Below are 15225 nucleotides of genomic sequence, written 5' to 3'. Positions count from 1 at the left end.
AAGAGCTCGATGGTTATACTCAATGAAAATCAAAGAGCAAACTAGGAAACTAGCCACAGGCTGTACTTGAGTACGGCAAGGCGACGTTGACGCGGTTTGAAGAGATTTTCGAAGAGTATTATATTGTTATTATAACACTTTTTCTAAAGTTTACGATTTGCTACAATCTTTTAATTGCTTTTTCTTAACAGTTTCATAAAAATAAACTGTCTGACAAATCCTGGACAAAGAGCAACAACCATCTGAATGGCAACACTCTTGGCATACTCCATGTAAGAAATTTGCCCTCTCTTCAGCATGCGCTGACGAGCTTGACGATAGAGTTTGAGGTAACGCAGTCCCCCACGACGCTCAAACATCCCTGCTCCGACACGAACCTTACACAAGATTTTATCCAGATTTCCAGTCTTGGCTCCTGCAGCAATCATATTGAGCCAGAGGAGGTCATCCTCCATATAAAGGCCATCCTCATAGTTGCCTGCCTTGAGAACCATGTCCCTCTTGAACATGACAGTCATGTGGTTAAAGGCACTTCTCATCCTTTGATAAGTCACAATATCTGCATGCTGGGTTGGAACACGACGGTAAGAAACGATCTCATCAGGATTGTCAATAAACTCTGCAATATGGCCACCTAATAAGTCGAGGTTGTCCTTCTCCATTAGCTGAACCTGTTTCTCAAAACGGTCTGGAACAGCTATATCATCCGTATCCATACGGGCAATAATATCATACTGACACTGCAAAACACCCTGTCGAAGAGCCAGACCCAAACCTTGATTCTGCTCAAGAGGATAGCGTTTCACTGGAATATCAGACTCAGCTTCAAGCTGGTCTAATACCTGATAGAGCTCGGGTGTCAAAGGCCCATCCTCAACCAGAACCAACTCGCTCGGTTTCAGGGTCTGATTTTGAACACTCTCAATAGCATCCTTTAAAAATGTCGGATTTTCCTTGATATAGACCGACATCAATACGCTGATTTTTTGCTTTTCAGACACAGTTTTTCTCCAATGTATAGATTTCCTTCCACTATTTTATCATAATTTTCAAGACTTTCCCATTTTTATCTTGAAAGCCAGAAACCTTACTTGACATTATAGGGAAAAAGCCTTAAAATAAGCTGTTATTAAAATCAGCTAGAAGAGGTATTATATGAAAAAGCAATCACTCTTTTTTGTTCCAGGTATTATCCTGATTGGTGTTTCCTTGCGGACTCCTTTTACTGTTTTACCCATTATTTTGGGAGATATTTCTCAAGGGCTCGGAGTAGAAGTTAGTTCGCTTGGTGTATTGACCAGTCTTCCTCTCCTCATGTTTACCCTCTTCTCGCTATTTTCTACCCGACTGGCTCAAAAAATCGGCTTGGAGCATCTCTTTACCTATAGCCTTTTCTTCTTGACCATCGGTTCTCTCATTCGACTAATCAATCTGCCCCTGCTCTATCTAGGAACCTTGATGGTTGGGGCAAGTATCGCAGTCATCAATGTGCTGCTTCCTAGTCTTATCCAAGCCAATCAACCAAAGAAGATTGGTTTTCTGACCACCTTATATGTAACCTCTATGGGGATTGCAACGGCTCTGGCCTCCTATCTGGCTGTACCTATTACACAAGCCAGTTCTTGGAAAGGACTTATCATCCTCCTCACCCTTCTCTGTCTAGCAACTTTTTTGGTCTGGCTCCCAAATCACCGCTATAATCACAGACTGGCTCCACAAACCAAACAAAAAAACAAAACAAAGGTCATGCGTAATAAACAGGTCTGGGCAGTTATTGTCTTTGCCGGTTTTCAATCCTTGCTCTTTTACACCGCTATGACCTGGTTACCGACCATGGCTATCCATGCAGGCCTATCCAGTCACGAAGCTGGCTTGCTGACTTCTATCTTCTCTCTGATTAGCATTCCTTTTTCAATGACCATCCCAAGCCTGACAACTAGTTTATCTACTCGTAACCGTCAGCTCATGCTCACTCTGGTTTCACTAGCTGGTGTGGTCGGTATTTCCATGCTCTTTTTCCCAATCGGTAATTTCTTTTACTGGCTTGCCATCCATCTCCTCATCGGAACCGCAACCAGTGCCCTCTTCCCTTATCTCATGGTCAATTTTTCACTCAAGACAAGCGCTCCTGAAAAGACAGCCCAATTGTCCGGTCTATCTCAAACAGGAGGCTATATCCTAGCAGCCTTTGGACCAACCCTCTTTGGTTACAGTTTTGACCTTTTCCACTCTTGGGTACCAGCTGTAGCTGCCCTCTTACTCGTCGATATCCTGATGACTGTGGCCCTCTTTACAGTAGACAGAGCTGATAAAATCCTTTAAACTTCTAGTTTTGGCTAGAAGTTTTTTATATATAAAAATTTTACACATTTCTCTTGACAGGGCTTTCTTTTAGATGTACAATGTATGTGTAGAAAAATTATATATAAAAATCTTACACATTAGAAAAGGAGGTTCCCCATGTACTTTCCAACATCTTCTGCCTTGATTGAATTTCTCATCTTGGCCGTACTGGAGCAGGATGATTCTTATGGTTATGAGATTAGCCAAACCATTAAGCTGATCGCTAATATCAAAGAATCTACACTCTATCCTATCCTAAAAAAATTGGAAGGCAATAGCTTTCTGACAACCTATTCTAGAGAGTTCCAAGGTCGCATGCGCAAATACTACTCCTTGACAAATGGTGGTATAGAACAGCTCGTGACCCTAAAAGATGAATGGGCACTCTATACAGACACCATCAATGGCATCATAGAAGGGAGTATCCGCCATGACAAGAACTGAATACCTGACTCAGCTAGAACTTTATCTCAAAAAACTGCCTCAGGCTGACCAAATTGAAGCCATGGACTATTTCAGGGAACTCTTTGACGATGCTGGAGTCGAAGGAGAAGAAGAACTCATCGCTAGCTTGGGAACTCCTAAGGAAGCAGCTCACGAAGTCCTATCTAATCTTCTCGATAAAAAAATCAATGAGGCACCCGCTCAAAAAAATAACCGACAAATTTTGCATATCGCCTTGTTAGCTCTCCTTGCAGCACCCATCGGTATTCCTCTGGGAATCGCCATCCTCGTGGCCCTGTTCGGAATCCTTGTGGCAGCTTTGACTGTCATTCTGGCTTTCTTTGCGATTTCCATACTTGGTATCATTGGCGGATTCCTATTTTTAGTTGAAAGTTTTACTATCTTAGCCCAAGCCAAATCAGCCTTTATCTTGATTTTTGGTTCTGGTTTACTAGCTATCGGTGCTTCTTCGCTGGTTTTATTAGGTATTTCCTATGTAGCTCGCTTCTTCGGCCTACTCATTGTTCGCCTGGTGCAATTTGTTCTTAAAAAAGGAAAGAGAGGTGACCAGCATGCGTAAATTGACAAGAGGATTTCTCATTTTTGGTGTGGTGACTACCGTTGTCGGATTTATCCTGCTCTTTGTAGGTATCCAATCTGACGGGATCAAGAGCCTACTTGCTATGTCCAAGGAGCCTGTCTATGATAGTCGGATGGAAGAGTTGACCTTTGGCAAGGAAGTCGAAAATTTAGAGATCACTCTCCACCAGCACGCTCTGACCATCACAGACTCTTTCGATGATCAAATCCACATTTCTTACCATCCATCTCTTTCTGCTCACCATGATCTTATCACAAATCAAAACGACAAAACTCTGAGCCTCACTGATAAGAAACTTTCTGAAACTCCATTTCTCTCTTCTGGAATTGGCGGTATTCTCCATATCGCAAGTAGCTACTCTCGTCGTTTTGAAGAAGTTATTCTACAAGTTCCAAAAGGAAGAAGTCTAAAAGGAATCAACGTCTCAACCAATCGCGGTCAAACCAGTATCACTAATGCCACTCTTGAAAATGCGACCCTCAATACAAACAGCTATATCCTCCGAATTGAAGGAAGTCGTATCAAAAACAGCAAATTCACGACACCCAATATCATTAATATCTTTGATACAGACCTTACAGATAGTCAGCTAGAGTCAACAGAGAAGCACTTCCACGCTGAAAATATTAAAGTATATGGTAAAGTAGAACTATCTTCTAAAAATGCGCTGAGTATCATGCTAACTCAAAAAGAAAGCCAAGAAATTAACTTAGACCTCTCGAGTCACCATGGTCCTATTTATCAGTTATCGAGAGATGAGAGTCAACGCCACCCCAACGAATTAAGCAACCCTTACAAAACTGAAAAAACTGATGCAAAAGGTCAACTCATCGCTAAGGCTGATGATTATATTAGTCTTGAAACTACAGCTAACAGACCTTAATAAACCTATTTATATCGACCACTATGACACATAACCCACTAAAAAGGAGGTTCTACCATGAAACAAGAATGGTTTGAAAGTAATGATTTTGTAAAAACAACAAGCAAGAACAAGCCTGAAGAACAACCCCAAGATCTTGCAGACAAGGCTGACGAAACGATAGCCGATCCCGATACACCAATTGAAAAAAATACTCAAGTAGAGGAGGAAGTCTCTCAAGCTGAAGTCAAACTTGAAAACCAGCAAGAAGAGAAAGTTGAAACACCTGAAGACAGTGAAGCGAAAACAGAAATAGAAGAAAAGCAAGACCTTTCTAAAGAAACAGAAAAAGTCACTATAGCTGAAGAGAACCAAGAAGCACTTCCTCAGAAAAAAACAACCACGAAAGAGCCACTTCTTATCAGTCAATCCTTAGAAAGTCCTTATATCCCCGACCAAGCTCCAAAATCTACGGATAGATGGAAAGAGCAAGCGCTTGATTTTTGGTCTTGGTTAGCGGAAGCAATCAAATCTCCTACAAGCAAGCTTGAAACAAGTAGTACACACAGTTATACAGCCATTCTCTTGCTCATTCTGTTTTCTGCGTCTTCCTTTTTCTTTAGTATCTACCACATCAAACATGCTTACTATGGACATATAGCAACTATGCATAATCACTTCCCTGAACAATTTGCATCATTAAATCTCTTTTCGATTATTTCTATCCTAGTAGCAACAACACTCTTCTTCTTTTCATTCCTCTTGGGTAGTTTCGTTGTGAGACGATTTATCTACCAAGAAAAAGACTGGACGCTAGAAAAGGTTCTCCAACAGTATAGTCAACTCTTGGCAATTCCAATCTTCCTCACTGCTATTGCTAGTTTCTTTGCCTTCTTTGACAGCCTACGATTTACAGCCCTCTTGTGTGTGATTAGCATTGGAATCATTCTACTTGCTAGCCTCCATATCATTACAAGACCTAGTCAAGCAAGTGAAACCGACTCCTTCTATCAATTATTCTTGTCTGTCCTTGTGAACGGAGTCATTATCCTCCTCTTCTTTGTAGCTGAAGTGGCACTGATTGGAGATTATCTCCGTATCTTGGCCTTTCTTTAAACTTTAATCCTGTCTTCCATGGCAGGATTTTTTCTATGCCAAAAAGCAAGTCGATTGACCTGCTTCTACTTTACTCTTCTTGTGCTAATGTTTTAAAATCTTCTCCCAGGATGGGTTGTACTTCTAATTGATTGGCATCTAGTTGGTGGTAAGATGCTGATGGTAATGACTCTAGGAATTTTGCATAGTCTAGGCGGGCAATGGCTTCATAGTCTTCTGGTTTAGAGCCATCTCCTGTAATTTGAACCAAGTCAATCTCCCACTGCACTTCCTTATCCACCAATTGCTCAATATAGGCAGCAGGAACAAATGGTTCTCTCGACAATACTGTCTTGACTCCTTGAGCCAGATGGTAAACACCGTGAACTTGTCCTTCTCCATCCTGATAGAAGGAAACTCTTGCAAAGTAAGCATCTGTCTCTTGAATCGCACGCACACGCGCTTCAAACTGAGCCAAGCCATCTTCCTCTAAAAAGCTTTTCAAATCCTCATGACTAAAGAAAACAGGATTAAAAATTCCTTGGCAAATCGTAAAATGCGCTGCAGTGTCTGCCAGATGGACTTGAATACTTGCTTGGAAATAAGCTTCAAAATCAAAACCATCTAGTTCTTCAATCTCAGTTCCTGTGTAAGCAAGCAGAGCATCTAAAAATGACTTGATGATCTCCCAGTCTGTCTTCGTGAGTAGCTCAGGAAGATCGACACGGTAAGCCTTTTGACCATCAGCATAACTGACCTTAAATAGAAATTGTGATTGCCCCACTATCGCACACTCTATATACTCGAGACGATTAAGAGGCTGACGGAGATAGACAGCATCATAGCTATGTGACTCCAAACCATCTAGCAAGGCCAAGACGGACTTGGCAGTCAAAATTTCCTGTTCTCCTAAAATGCTCTGTTTATTTGGAATAAAAAATGTTTTCGTCATAACTGTACTCCTTTGAAATCGTTTACATATAGTATACCTTATTTTCTTGAAAGATACAGAAACAAACTTTAGATTTTTGAGTAAAAAGCATAGAAAAACAGCCCCTAAGGACTGTTTAATCTTATACAGTAGCTGCTTGATCCAAGCTTTCACCGATAGCGGCTAGACGCTCGACAACTTCAGCTTGTGTCAATTCATTTTCTGAAACATAGCGGTTACGTGGGTGAACACGGCACTCGTGTGAGCATCCACGAAGGTACTTGTCTTCATTTTCTTCTGATGTCAAGATACGACGGTTACAGAATGGATTTCCACAGTTGACATAACGTTCACATGGTGTTCCATCAAACCAGTCTTTTCCTACGATAGTTGGGTTGACATGGTTAACATCTACGGCAATACGCTCGTCAAAGACGTACATTTTTCCATCCCAAAGCTCACCTTGGACTTCTGGGTCTTTACCGTAAGTTGCGATTCCACCGTGCAATTGGCCGACATCTTTGTAACCTTCACGGACCATCCAGCCTGAGAATTTCTCACAGCGAACCCCACCTGTACAGTAAACCACGACACGCTTGTCCATGAATTTTTCCTTATTGTCACGGACCCATTGTGGCAACTCACGGAAGTTACGGATATCTGGGCGGATAGCCCCACGGAAATGTCCTAGGTCGTACTCATAATCGTTACGTGTGTCAAGGACAACGGTATCTTCGTCAAGAAGGGCTTCTTTGAACTCTTTTGGAGACAAGTAAGCACCTGTTGTTTCAAGTGGGTTGATGTCGTTGTCAAAGTCGTTGTCTTCCAAACCAAGGTGGACAATCTCTTTCTTGTAACGAACAAACATCTTCTTGAAGGCTTGTTCATTTTCTTCGTCAATCTTGAACCAGAGGTCTTCCATGCCTGGGAGGCTGTGAACGTAGTCCATGTATTTTTGAGTTGTTTCATAATCCCCTGAAACTGTTCCGTTAATTCCCTCGTCAGCGACTAGGATACGGCCTTTAAGGCCGATTGATTTACAGAAAGCCAAGTGGTCTGCAGCAAATTGCTCTGCATTTTCAATTGGAGTGTAAAGGTAGTAAAGTAAGACACGAATATCTTTTGCCATAAGATTTGTTCTCTTTTCTATTCTTAAATTTTCAGAATTTTTCATCTAACTATACTAGTATACCTGCTTGAGAAAGCGAATGCAATTTATTTGACTGGAAATTGTAGAAAGAGGCATATCCCTGCAATTCAGTAACCATAGCGAATTGCAGATAGTTCTCTCAATTTTTTGATCTGCTCAGCTTGACTTTCTGACAAAATCAACTTATTATCAATCAACACACGTGAGATATCAACATTCATTTGGCTCAATATAAACGGAATAGAGGTCCCATCGTCCTTTAATCGTTTTTTATAACTCACTAACTGATTTTTCAAGGGAGTCAGCTGAGGCGTATCCTTTATGTCTTCTAGTAAATGATCTAGGATAGTCATCGCTTCACAACGCCTTTCGCTTGCTCCTGCAAACCATTTTAATGGTGTCATTCTCATTTTCCTCCTGAAACTCACTTATAAATTTGATAAACTATAATCCCTAACTCTCGACCCAGTATTTAACCAAACACCCTATGTAAAAAAGTCAGCAAAAATGGTAGAGTCGCTAGAATACTATGGATAACATAAAACGCATAGCAGGATTGAAGTTTGAAAAAATAAAACTTAATCTTAACTACCGATTTAGCAACTGATCTAGCAAGCAACAATAAGCCATCTCATTAGAATACTAGGCCTATCTAGACTGAAATTAAATTTTTTAGATTTCTTAACTACTCATCTTACGATTCTTCATCTTCTATCTCGACTTCTCTTAACACTTCATGTTCAATACATCAGTCATCACCAAAGTCAAAAATAAACTTAAATTTTTGTTTAACACTTAGAATCTCCAAATAGATATTTTCTGTGTAGTGCTCTTCTCCATCATCGCTGAAAAAACTGAAATAGTACAAATCTTCATCTATCTAGGCAATATTATCCATGAAAAGCATGGGCATGATCGTTTTCGAAATCAAAACTCCATAAAATCACATCTGCCATTCCGCTAACGTTTCTTTTTTAGAAATCTGTATATTCCTGTAGCAACCTTTTCCAAGTTTTACGGAAATAACACCTCTCTTTTATTTTAGCATTAATTTGTGTAACTAGATCAGGTATAAATAGGAAAATGTACAGAAATTTTATGTTTCACGAGAAACACTCTATATCATCTATTATAAAAATGAGAGTATTAGATATCTATCTGCTTGTCAGATAGTAGACCTACACTCTATCCCCATAGCAATTCACAAGTTTTTCCACAATTTGTTAATAACTAACTTAAAGTGTTTTTAACTTCCAAATTTATAGGAAATAATATGTGTTTGGTCTATTAAATAGATTCAGTGAACTAATAGTAGCAGCAGAACACTGACAGTTATCCACACTTATCCACAATCTGTTAGTAACTCTTGTGAATAGTCTTATTTAAGCTAAGATTCATCTCTCACCATAACTAAAAAAGAGCCTGTTGCCAAGCTCTTTAGTCTATTATTTCTTCTCAGCGCGAAGGGCTGACAAGATTTGTGTACGGATATCATCCACACCATTTGGCGTATTTGGTAAAAAGATCGTTTGATTTCCTTTAGAGGCAAAGGTATTCAAGGTATCCAAATACTGGTTGGTCAAGAGTATGGACATGATTTGTTCTTCTGTCATGCCAACATTGGCTTCCTTGAGTTCGGTGATAGACTCTGCCAATCCATCCACAATCGCCTTACGCTGTTGGGCAATCCCCACACCATGGAGGCGGTCTTTTTCTGCTTCGGCTTCAGCTGCAGTGACGATTTTAATCTTGTCGGCTTCCGCCAATTCTTGCGCTGCGACCCGCTTGCGCTGCGCCGCATTGATTTCATTCATGGATTGCTTGACTTCTGCATCTGGTTCGACCTTGGTAATCAAGGTTTTCACGATAATATAACCGTAAGTAGTCATTTCTTCTGCTACTTGGTGTTGAACTTCAAGGGCAATCTCATCTTTTTTCTCAAACAATTCATCCAAGGTTAATTTGGGAACAGAAGAGCGAAGAGCATCTTCGATATAAGATTTAATCTGAGATTCTGGACGCATGAGTTTATAGTAGGCATCTGTTACGCTCTGCTCATTAACACGGTACTGAGTCGCTACATTCATCATAACGAACACATTGTCCTTGGTCTTAGTCTCAACCACAATATCGCTTTGCAACAAGCGCAACTGAATCCGCGCTGCAATCGAGTCAATCCCAAAAGGCAAGCGGATGTGAATACCGCTATTGGCAACCTTTTGGTATTTCCCAAAGCGTTCAATAATCGCCACCGACTGTTGACGAACCACATAAACTGTACTCAGTGTGACTATCACCAATAGGAGCACACAAACCACCACAAAAATCATCAAAAATGTTGTTACCATCGCGACGACCTCCATCATTATTTTTTTCTGTATTATAGCACATTTAAAGAAGGATGTGCAGTTTTTACTGCAATTTTTCCTGAAATGTCAATAATTAGAGGTGAATTGTCACATTGTCGTCAAATCTCTTGCTAAAACAACTCTTTATAAAAGGCAATCGTTTCTTCTAAGGTTGGCATAAATGGGTTTCCTGGTGCGCAGGCATCAATCAAGGCATTCTTAGAAAGGTATTCAAAGTCGAAATCTTTTTCTTCAATACCAAGTTCAGTCAATTTCTTAGGAATACCTACTGTCTCAGAAAGCTTCTCAATCTCAGCAATCGCATAATCGGCACACTCTTCATCTGATTTATCCTCTACATGGAGTCCCAAGGCCTTAGCAACATTGCGGAAAGCTTCTGGTACACGTTTAGCATTTTCACGTTCTATAACTGGTAGCAACATGGCACAGCAAACACCGTGTGGCAAGTTATATACTGCACCGAGTTGATGAGCCATTGAGTGAACATAACCAAGACCAGCATTGTTAAAGCTCATACCACCAAGGAAAATAGCATTGACCATACCTTCACGCGCTTCAATATCGTGTCCATTTGCTACAGCGCGAGGAAGGTATTCCTTGATAAGCTCAATAGCACCAATAGACAGTTTCTTGGTTACATCATAAGCACCAGGTGTTACCAAAGCTTCAACAGCGTGAGTCAGAGCATCCATACCTGTCGCAGCAGTCAAGGCTTGAGGTTTTGAAATCATCAATTCAGGGTCATTAACAGAGATAAGAGCAAGGCTATTCTTGTCAACCATTACCATCTTAACCTTGCGTTCTTCGTCGGTAATCACATAGTTAATGGTAATTTCTGCTGATGTACCTGCAGTAGTATTGATAGCTACAACTGGCAAGCCTTTTTTAGCAGACTTATGAAGCCCTTCATAATCCTGTGGTTTTCCACCATTTGTAGCCATGATAGAGATACAACTAGCTGCATCCTGTGGAGAGCCCCCACCAAGACTGATGATAAAATCACATCCATGTTCTTCCAAAGCAGCTACCCCATCTGTGACATTCTTACAAGTAGGGTTTGGCTCTACATCGCTAAAGATGACATATTCGATTCCTTCTGTATCTAGCGGTTTTAAAACCTTAGGCAAAATGTCACTTCCTTCGATAAACTTATCTGTCACCAAAAGTGCCTTTTTATAGCCAAGTTCCTTGATATAAGGACCCACTTCATTTACAACACCTTTTCCAATAAGGTTGACTGCCGGAACATAAAATGTAGCCATATAATTTTCCTCCTGCGCCTTCGCGCTATATATTTAACATCATTATATTACTTTTTGTATTCGTTTTCAATCATTTGTGAAATATCTAACAAATATTTTTAAAAGGAGTGGAATTTGACTATTATTTATGAGATCATTTTCCATCAGCAAACAAAACAAGTAGAACAGATATAGTTCAATCATTAAGCAATGTTGATGATCTGAATGTAGTGTGGTATACTATTTTTGTCATCGGTTACCGATTACGTTCCTTACGGTTCGTGAGAGGAGGTGAAACTAATGAACCTTGCCCCAGAGCTCGTTCTTACTATTATAGCGGACGTCATAGCAGGAATTATCTTGTATTTCGTCTGCAAATGGCTAGATGGTAAGAAGTAGACCGAGTGACTAGCCTATCAACACCCGTTAAATCTCTAAGATACGTCAAAAAAGCCCTTAACTATGGCAGTAGTTAGGGGCTTTGGTGTTCTAATGAACCTTGTCCGTTAAAATTATTCTAACATATAAGCCCAAATATTTCAAGAGTTTTATTTATTGTTTAAAGTTCTGAAAGGTCTATAATGCAGTTAGCTATCTAGTATCCAAAAACCGACTAGCTCCTATGAACTAGTCGGTTTCTCATCAATGCGCCAACATTTCTTGGGCGATTTCTTGTCCAGATAGGTTATCTGGGTAGTAGGTTGGCCAGTTATCCATTTCTTCAAAGAGGGCTTCTTGGCTTGTGCCTCCAAAGAAGATATGGAAATGTTCTGCCTTAACTGGGGCGATATTGTGGTCACTAAACTGAACATACTTGAATTGTCCAGCGTCAGCATCTGTCGCTTCAAAGAGGAAACGCACGCCACGATTGCCTTTCTTGTAAGTCAAGATTTTCTTACCAACATACTTGTAGGTGAATTTCTTGCTTTGTCCACCTTGAACAAATTCCATAGTGTTATCAGTGATATTAATCTTAGTCACATCTGTCTGATAGCCTTTTGTATAGTAGGCCTTGTACTCAGCCTGGGTCATCTTACCTGTCAACTTAGCCTTGTAATCAAACACTTGATCAAAAGTACCATCTTCAAGGAAAGGATAAACTGATTGCCAGTTACCTGCATAGTCACTCAAGGTGCGATCCTTGACATCTGCATCCTCAAAGTAACCATTTTGGACTGTCTTGGTATCCTCTGCCTTTTCAGGCTCGATTGCTGGGCCTTCTTGATCCGTTGTTTGTTTCAAAGCCTTGAGGTTTTTCTCCATCACGGAGATGTAATTTTCTCCAGCCTTGGTGTCCTCTTCTGTCAGACTTTCTAAAGGATTAAGGACATCTGTTTTAACACCTGCTTCTTTTGAAAGTGTGTTAGCAAGGCCCTGTGAGGCATTTTCTTCAAAGTAGATATAGGCAATTTTATTTTTCTTGACGTACTCTGTCAATTCTGCCAAGCGAGCTGCTGATGGCTCTGCATCTGGAGAAAGGCCTGAGATTGCGACTTGTTTGAGTCCATAGTCCAAGGCGAGATAGTTAAAGGCTGCGTGCTGCGTTACAAAGCTCTTTTGTTTGGCTTGAGACAAGCCTTCTGCATAAGCCTTATCCAAGGCTTGTAATTTTTCGATATAGGCAGCAGCATTCTTCTCAAAGGTCTCTTTTTTATCAGGATAATCTGCTGATAAACTGTCACGGATATGCTCTACTAGTTTAATAGCACGAACTGGTGATAACCAAACATGGGGATCGAACTCATGGTGATGGCCTTCTTCTCCATGATCATGGTCTCCCTCTTCTTCCTCACCACCTGGCAAGAGCAACATATCGCCTGTCGCCTTGATGGTTTTCACCTTTTTCTTATCCAAAGTATCTAGCAATTTAGGAACCCATGTTTCCATGTTTTCATTTTCATAAACGAAGGTATCTGCATCTTGGATTTTGGCAACTGCCTTGGCAGACGGTTCATATTCATGGGGTTCTGTACCAGCACCGATTAGGAGCTCTACATTAGCCATATCTCCTGCGACTTGCTTGGTAAATTCATAGACAGGGTAAAAGGTTGTCACAATATTTAGTTTGCCATCTGCCTGCTTTTGATTGGAACAAGCCACTAAAAACAAGGCACATAGACTGGCGAGTAATAAGCTAATTTTTTTCATGTTCATCTCCTATTTGATAAAACGTCTTACTAAACTGATTAGCAAGAAAACAGTTACAAAAATAATGGTAATACTTGCACTTGCAGGTGTTTCTGCATAGTAGGAAATGTAAAGTCCTGCTACCATTCCCAAAAATCCAATAGCACTGGCAAGCAGCATAACCGATTTAAAGTTTTTCCCCAGACGCAGGGCAATACTAGCTGGCAAGACCATAATGGTCGATACCAGAAGAGCTCCCGCAGCTGGAATCATAAGGGCAATGGCCACCCCCGTCACCATGTTAAAAAGAATGGACATGGTACGAACTGGCAAGCCATCCACAAAAGCCGTATCCTCATCAAAGGTCAGGATATACATAGGACGAAGGAAGAGGAAGGTCAAAATCAAGACAACCGCCGCAATGACAAAGAGGGAAATGACCTGCTCTTCGCTAATAGTCACGATTGAGCCGAAAAGGTACTGGTCCAAACTCATAGAACTCGAGCTTTTACCCTTGCTCATGACAATCAGAGAAACAGCCAGACCCGTTGACATGAGGATAGCTGTCCCGATTTCCATAAAGCTCTTGTAAACCGTACGGAGATACTCCAGGAAGACTGCCGCAATCAAGACAATAGCAATAGTGGAAATAGTTGGCGAAATCCCCAGTACCAGACCAAAGGCTACACCTGAAAGCGAGACGTGGCTAAGAGTATCACTCATCAAACTCTGACGACGCAAGATAAGGAAGGTTCCAAGAACTGGCGAGAAAAGACTCATAGCAATAACCGCCAGAAAGGCACGTTGCATAAAGTCATAAGATAATAAACTAAGCATGGCCCACCTCCTGGTCATTCTCATGAACGTTAAAACAACGCCATGGCGAGTCTTGGTTACGGACTAGATGAATATTGCGGTCCGCATAGTCCTTAACTTCTTCAGGGTCATGGGTAATCATCAAAACAGCCTTGCCATGATGATGGGCGCTGTGGTGCATGAGTTCGTAAAATTCATTTTTACTTCCTGCATCCATCCCCGTTGTCGGCTCATCTAGGATAAATACATCAGGGTCAGAAGCAAACATACGCGCGATTACCGCCCGTTGCTTTTGCCCCCCAGAAAGAGAACCCAAGCGTTTGTCTCTGTGCTCCCACATGCCAACTGAATCCAGACTGGCCTTGATATGCTCCTCATCATGAGCATTTAAACGACGGAACCAACCCTTTCGTGGGTAGCGTCCCGACTTGACAAATTCATAAACCGTACTTGGAAAACCAGCGTTAAAACTGGCAATCTGTTGAGGTAGATAAGCTATTCTCAATTTCTTACCCTGGGTATTTGTCTTTGAAATGGTCACCTTACCAATGCGTGGTTGAAGAATCCCAAGACTGGCCTTGATCAGTGTCGTCTTAGCCGCTCCATTTTCCCCTGTCAAGGTAACAAATTCCCCACTATCAACACTATAATTGATATGTTCAAGAACAGGCTCCTTATCATAATAGAAGGACAAATCCTCTACCGTAATATATCTCATTATTTGATTTCTCCTACTAAAGCAGTCAAAAACCGCTGAATCACTTTTTGTTCATTTGGAGTAAACTGAGTCGCCACTTGTTCATAGGTTAAAAGCGTATGCTCATGGTGATGATGGTGCTCCTCAGCAATTGGACGAGCCAAGTCAGTCAATTGATAAAAAATCACACGCGCATCCTTAGGATCTTTAGATGTCTCCAACATTCCTTCCTTGACCAAAGACTTAATAGCCTTGGTAACTGCCGCCTGACTGACATTGAGACGACGGGCCAACTCTGAATTGGTTAAAGATTCCTCTGACAATAGCATGAGGATATGCTCCTGAGTATTGGTTAGAGCTACCTCGCTAGTGCAATGACCTATTAGGATTTCATGCTGGTTTTCCGCCTGCAAAATCACCTCATTCAAAAAGGCATCGATATCCTTCGCTAGCTGTCTCATGTGTTACTCCTTTCCTTTTGGACTTCTCTTTTTAAGAGAAAAATACTATTCTTTGAAATTATTTACTGGTTAATTATATCACAACCAA

Annotated in this window: 15 protein-coding genes and 1 pseudogene; 5 read left to right on the top strand and 11 right to left on the bottom strand. The window is 40.9% G+C overall.

What is annotated here, in order from left to right:
• Window positions 1–170: 170 nt before the first annotated feature.
• Window positions 171–1001, bottom strand: coding sequence for a glycosyltransferase (locus B7692_RS10145; RefSeq protein ID WP_084930616.1), 831 nt, complete (start codon window positions 999–1001; stop codon window positions 171–173).
• Window positions 1002–1155: 154 nt separating this feature from the next.
• On the opposite strand from B7692_RS10145, the gene B7692_RS10140 reads away from it, so the two are divergent.
• From B7692_RS10140 to B7692_RS10120, 5 genes are all read left to right on the top strand, one after another.
• Window positions 1156–2322: a CynX/NimT family MFS transporter gene (locus B7692_RS10140; RefSeq protein WP_084930615.1), complete on the top strand. Its 1167-nt coding sequence runs from the start codon at window positions 1156–1158 to the stop codon at window positions 2320–2322.
• Between the two features lie 138 nt (window positions 2323–2460).
• Window positions 2461–2787 carry a PadR family transcriptional regulator gene (locus B7692_RS10135; protein ID WP_000273858.1) on the top strand — a complete coding sequence of 109 codons (327 nt, stop codon included), beginning with the start codon at window positions 2461–2463 and terminating at the stop codon, window positions 2785–2787.
• Window positions 2774–3367, top strand: coding sequence for a DUF1700 domain-containing protein (locus B7692_RS10130; protein ID WP_061088527.1), 594 nt, complete (start codon window positions 2774–2776; stop codon window positions 3365–3367). Before B7692_RS10135 ends, B7692_RS10130 begins: the two co-directional genes overlap by 14 nt.
• Window positions 3360–4271 carry a DUF4097 family beta strand repeat-containing protein gene (locus tag B7692_RS10125; RefSeq protein ID WP_084930614.1) on the top strand — a complete coding sequence of 304 codons (912 nt, stop codon included), beginning with the start codon at window positions 3360–3362 and terminating at the stop codon, window positions 4269–4271. Before B7692_RS10130 ends, B7692_RS10125 begins: the two co-directional genes overlap by 8 nt.
• A 57-nt stretch (window positions 4272–4328) precedes the next feature.
• The gene (locus B7692_RS10120; RefSeq protein WP_084930613.1) at window positions 4329–5366 is read left to right on the top strand and encodes a DUF6574 domain-containing protein; all 1038 of its coding nucleotides are present in this window, start codon (window positions 4329–4331) and stop codon (window positions 5364–5366) included.
• 70 nt (window positions 5367–5436) lie between these two features.
• Here B7692_RS10120 and B7692_RS10115 read toward each other — a convergent pair whose 3' ends face one another.
• The 10 genes and pseudogenes from B7692_RS10115 to adcR form a co-directional block, all read right to left on the bottom strand.
• Window positions 5437–6297, bottom strand: coding sequence for a DUF4299 family protein (locus B7692_RS10115; protein WP_045612437.1), 861 nt, complete (start codon window positions 6295–6297; stop codon window positions 5437–5439).
• Window positions 6298–6418: 121 nt separating this feature from the next.
• A complete protein-coding gene (gene trhO / locus B7692_RS10110) occupies window positions 6419–7405 on the bottom strand; it encodes an oxygen-dependent tRNA uridine(34) hydroxylase TrhO (RefSeq protein WP_020902652.1) in 987 nt (328 codons plus the stop codon).
• Between the two features lie 128 nt (window positions 7406–7533).
• Window positions 7534–7830: a bacteriocin immunity protein gene (locus tag B7692_RS10105; protein ID WP_192855502.1), complete on the bottom strand. Its 297-nt coding sequence runs from the start codon at window positions 7828–7830 to the stop codon at window positions 7534–7536.
• Between the two features lie 68 nt (window positions 7831–7898).
• Window positions 7899–7976, bottom strand: a pseudogene (locus B7692_RS11435) (CPBP family intramembrane glutamic endopeptidase); the annotation flags it as partial.
• Window positions 7977–8871: 895 nt separating this feature from the next.
• A complete protein-coding gene (locus tag B7692_RS10095) occupies window positions 8872–9756 on the bottom strand; it encodes an SPFH domain-containing protein (protein ID WP_004235732.1) in 885 nt (294 codons plus the stop codon).
• Between the two features lie 149 nt (window positions 9757–9905).
• Window positions 9906–11057, bottom strand: coding sequence for an iron-containing alcohol dehydrogenase (locus B7692_RS10090; RefSeq protein WP_045612453.1), 1152 nt, complete (start codon window positions 11055–11057; stop codon window positions 9906–9908).
• Window positions 11058–11678: 621 nt separating this feature from the next.
• Window positions 11679–13184, bottom strand: coding sequence for a zinc ABC transporter substrate-binding lipoprotein AdcA (adcA, locus tag B7692_RS10085; protein WP_084930611.1), 1506 nt, complete (start codon window positions 13182–13184; stop codon window positions 11679–11681).
• A gap of 9 nt (window positions 13185–13193) precedes the next feature.
• Entirely contained in the window at window positions 13194–14000 is an 807-nt protein-coding gene (locus B7692_RS10080; protein WP_000950030.1) for a metal ABC transporter permease, read from the bottom strand.
• Window positions 13993–14697: a metal ABC transporter ATP-binding protein gene (locus B7692_RS10075; protein ID WP_001269496.1), complete on the bottom strand. Its 705-nt coding sequence runs from the start codon at window positions 14695–14697 to the stop codon at window positions 13993–13995. Before B7692_RS10075 ends, B7692_RS10080 begins: the two co-directional genes overlap by 8 nt.
• Entirely contained in the window at window positions 14697–15137 is a 441-nt protein-coding gene (gene adcR / locus B7692_RS10070; protein ID WP_001249308.1) for a zinc-dependent transcriptional regulator AdcR, read from the bottom strand. Before adcR ends, B7692_RS10075 begins: the two co-directional genes overlap by 1 nt.
• Between the last annotated feature and the right edge of the window lie 88 nt (window positions 15138–15225).

Origin of the sequence: Streptococcus mitis, from assembly GCF_002096925.1 — a bacterium.
Lineage (GTDB): Bacteria > Bacillota > Bacilli > Lactobacillales > Streptococcaceae > Streptococcus > Streptococcus mitis_AF.
The sequence above is the reverse complement of the archived record's forward strand: the minus strand, read 5'-3'. Positions and strand labels throughout refer to the sequence as shown.

Excerpts from the sequence above, each read along its gene's own strand:
- B7692_RS10135 (WP_000273858.1), top strand. The coding sequence starts at position 2,461 with ATGTACTTTCCAACATCTTCTGCCTTGATTGAATTTCTCATCTTGGCC.
- B7692_RS10120 (WP_084930613.1), top strand. The coding sequence starts at position 4,329 with ATGAAACAAGAATGGTTTGAAAGTAATGATTTTGTAAAAACAACAAGC.
- B7692_RS10075 (WP_001269496.1), bottom strand. The coding sequence starts at position 14,697 with ATGAGATATATTACGGTAGAGGATTTGTCCTTCTATTATGATAAGGAG.
- B7692_RS10105 (WP_192855502.1), bottom strand. The coding sequence starts at position 7,830 with ATGACACCATTAAAATGGTTTGCAGGAGCAAGCGAAAGGCGTTGTGAA.
- B7692_RS10115 (WP_045612437.1), bottom strand. The coding sequence starts at position 6,297 with ATGACGAAAACATTTTTTATTCCAAATAAACAGAGCATTTTAGGAGAA.
- adcR (WP_001249308.1), bottom strand. The coding sequence starts at position 15,137 with ATGAGACAGCTAGCGAAGGATATCGATGCCTTTTTGAATGAGGTGATT.
- B7692_RS10080 (WP_000950030.1), bottom strand. The coding sequence starts at position 14,000 with ATGCTTAGTTTATTATCTTATGACTTTATGCAACGTGCCTTTCTGGCG.
- B7692_RS10095 (WP_004235732.1), bottom strand. The coding sequence starts at position 9,756 with ATGATTTTTGTGGTGGTTTGTGTGCTCCTATTGGTGATAGTCACACTG.
- trhO (WP_020902652.1), bottom strand. The coding sequence starts at position 7,405 with ATGGCAAAAGATATTCGTGTCTTACTTTACTACCTTTACACTCCAATT.
- adcA (WP_084930611.1), bottom strand. The coding sequence starts at position 13,184 with ATGAAAAAAATTAGCTTATTACTCGCCAGTCTATGTGCCTTGTTTTTA.
- B7692_RS10140 (WP_084930615.1), top strand. The coding sequence starts at position 1,156 with ATGAAAAAGCAATCACTCTTTTTTGTTCCAGGTATTATCCTGATTGGT.
- B7692_RS10125 (WP_084930614.1), top strand. The coding sequence starts at position 3,360 with ATGCGTAAATTGACAAGAGGATTTCTCATTTTTGGTGTGGTGACTACC.
- B7692_RS10090 (WP_045612453.1), bottom strand. The coding sequence starts at position 11,057 with ATGGCTACATTTTATGTTCCGGCAGTCAACCTTATTGGAAAAGGTGTT.
- B7692_RS10130 (WP_061088527.1), top strand. The coding sequence starts at position 2,774 with ATGACAAGAACTGAATACCTGACTCAGCTAGAACTTTATCTCAAAAAA.